This window comes from Frondihabitans sp. PhB161 (assembly GCF_003814635.1).
GTDB lineage: Bacteria > Actinomycetota > Actinomycetes > Actinomycetales > Microbacteriaceae > Frondihabitans.
Map to the genome: position 1 here is coordinate 1 of NZ_RKQW01000007.1, position 3,154 is coordinate 3,154.

Genomic DNA, 3,154 nt, shown 5'->3' on the forward strand with positions numbered 1-3,154 from the left:
TGGGGTGGCTTTCAAGGTGTTGCTGAAGTTGAGTCCGGCGGTGTCCTACTCTCCCACAAGGTCCCCCTTGCAGTACCATCGGCGCTGAGAGTCTTAGCTTCCGGGTTCGGAATGTGACCGGGCGTTTCCCTCTCGCTATGGCCGCCGAAACAATCGGTCACAACGTGCCCGTTCGGGCCGTTATGAAGTCTGTTTTAGAGCTTTCGCTGCTGTTTAGTTATTACCCGCACACCCATAGCAGGTGTGGTGGGGTGTGTTCGCAGAACTGTCGTTGCCGACCGTGTTCTGGGAACCACATAGTGGACGCGAGCATCACCGCCCCTGCCCCACACGGTTACCCGTGTGAAGTGGTGGGTGTTGTCAAATTATCGGCTTATTAGTACCGGTCAGCTCCATGGGTCTTTAGTCCCCACTTCCACATCCGGCCTATCAACCCAGTAGTCTAGCTGGGAGCCTCTCCCCCCGAAGGGGTTGGAAATCTCATCTCGAAGCCGGCTTCCCGCTTAGATGCTTTCAGCGGTTATCCGTTCCGAACGTAGCTAATCAGCGGTGCTCTTGGCAGAACAACTGACACACCAGAGGTTCGTCCATCCCGGTCCTCTCGTACTAGGGATAGATCTTCTCAAATTTCCTACGCGCGCAGCGGATAGGGACCGAACTGTCTCACGACGTTCTAAACCCAGCTCGCGTACCGCTTTAATGGGCGAACAGCCCAACCCTTGGGACCTACTCCAGCCCCAGGATGCGACGAGCCGACATCGAGGTGCCAAACCATGCCGTCGATATGGACTCTTGGGCAAGATCAGCCTGTTATCCCCGAGGTACCTTTTATCCGTTGAGCGACAGCGCTTCCACAAGCCACTGCCGGATCACTAGTCCCGACTTTCGTCCCTGCTCGACTTGTCAGTCTCACAGTCAAGCTCCCTTGTGCACTTACACTCGACACCTGATTGCCAACCAGGTTGAGGGAACCTTTGGGCGCCTCCGTTACTTTTTGGGAGGCAACCGCCCCAGTTAAACTACCCACCAGGCACTGTCCCAGAACCGGATCACGGTTCGTAGTTAGATATCCAAAGTGACCAGAGTGGTATTTCAACGATGACTCCACCTGAACTAGCGTCCAAGCTTCACAGTCTCCCACCTATCCTACACAAGCCACTCCGAACACCAATACCAAGCTGTAGTAAAGGTCACGGGGTCTTTCCGTCCTGCTGCGCGTAACGAGCATCTTTACTCGTAGTGCAATTTCGCCGAGTTCGCGGTTGAGACAGCTGGGAAGTCGTTACGCCATTCGTGCAGGTCGGAACTTACCCGACAAGGAATTTCGCTACCTTAGGATGGTTATAGTTACCACCGCCGTTTACTGGGGCTTAAATTCTGAGCTTCGCTTGCGCTAACCCTTCCTCTTAACCTTCCAGCACCGGGCAGGCGTCAGTCCGTATACATCGTCTTGCGACTTGGCACGGACCTGTGTTTTTAGTAAACAGTCGCTTCCCACTGGTCTCTGCGGCCTTCCCCGCTCCCGGAGTAAATCCGTTCACGGTTCCGGCCCCCCTTCTCCCGAAGTTACGGGGGCATTTTGCCGAGTTCCTTAACCACGATTCTCTCGATCTCCTTGGTATTCTCTACCTGACCACCTGAGTCGGTTTGGGGTACGGGCGGCTTGAACCTCGCGTCGATGCTTTTCTCGGCAGCATAGGATCACTGAATTCCCCCAATCGGGGTATGCATCGGGTCTCAGGCATCATTGACGACGGATTTGCCTATCGTCAGCCCTACATCCTTACACCAGGATCACCTTACGGATACCATCGCCTGGCTCAGCTACCTTCCTGCGTCACACCTGTTAATACGCTAAACGCACCAGCATGGGGTCGAGCGTTAGACCGGCCGGCATCACCCCGAAGGGATCCACTCAGCCGGGTTAGGACTCTTAGCACCACTGGATTATCTTGGGCGGTTCTTCGCCGGTACGGGAATATCAACCCGTTGTCCATCGACTACGCCTGTCGGCCTCGCCTTAGGTCCCGACTTACCCAGGGCGGATTAACCTGGCCCTGGAACCCTTGGTCTTTCGGAGGACGGGTTTCTCACCCGTCTTTCGCTACTCATGCCTGCATTCTCACTCGTGTGGCGTCCACGGCTGGTTTCCACCGCCGCTTCACTCGCCACACGACGCTCTCCTACCAATCCGTACGACTGAACCACGAAGGCTTATCGAAAGTACGAATTCTACAACTTCGGTGGTGTGCTTGAGCCCCGTTACATTGTCGGCGCGGAATCACTTGACCAGTGAGCTATTACGCACTCTTTCAAGGGTGGCTGCTTCTAAGCCAACCTCCTGGTTGTCTCTGCAACTCCACATCCTTTCCCACTTAGCACACGCTTAGGGACCTTAGTTGGTAGTCTGGGTTGTTTCCCTCTCGACGATGAAGCTTATCCCCCACCGTCTCACTGCTGCGCTCTCACTTACCGGCATTCGGAGTTTGGCTGACGTCAGTAAGCTTTTAGGCCCCATCGGCCATCCAGTAGCTCTACCTCCGGCAAGAAACACGCAACGCTGCACCTAAATGCATTTCGGAGAGAACCAGCTATCACGAAGTTTGATTGGCCTTTCACCCCTATCCACAGCTCATCCCCTCCATTTTCAACTGAAGTGGGTTCGGTCCTCCACGACGTCTTACCGTCGCTTCAACCTGGCCATGGATAGATCACTTCGCTTCGGGTCTAGGACATGCGACTGAATCGCCCTATTCAGACTCGCTTTCGCTACGGCTACCCCTCACGGGTTAACCTCGCCACATATCGCTAACTCGCAGGCTCATTCTTCAAAAGGCACGCTGTCACCCCTACTAAGGAGGCTCCAACGGTTTGTAAGCAAACGGTTTCAGGTACTATTTCACTCCCCTCCCGGGGTACTTTTCACCTTTCCCTCACGGTACTTGTCCGCTATCGGTCATCTGGGAGTATTTAGGCTTATCAGGTGGTCCTGACAGATTCACACGGGATTTCTCGGGCCCCGTGCTACTTGGGATACGCATTCAGCCAGCAACACCATTTCGGCTACGGGGTTGGCACCCTCTATGACCCGGCTTTCAATCCGGTTCGCCTATAATGCGCTGTAACTGTTCCAGTCCGGCAGAACTGAACAACG

At 54.9% G+C, this 3,154-nt stretch carries 2 rRNA genes (1 of these 2 cut by a window edge); both read right to left on the bottom strand.

The window, feature by feature from the left end:
- Positions 1-32 precede the first annotated feature (32 nt).
- Positions 33-149 (bottom strand): 5S ribosomal RNA (gene rrf / locus EDF39_RS17360).
- Between the two features lie 208 nt (positions 150-357).
- Positions 358-3,154, bottom strand: a 23S ribosomal RNA gene (locus EDF39_RS17365); it runs 222 nt beyond the window's last position.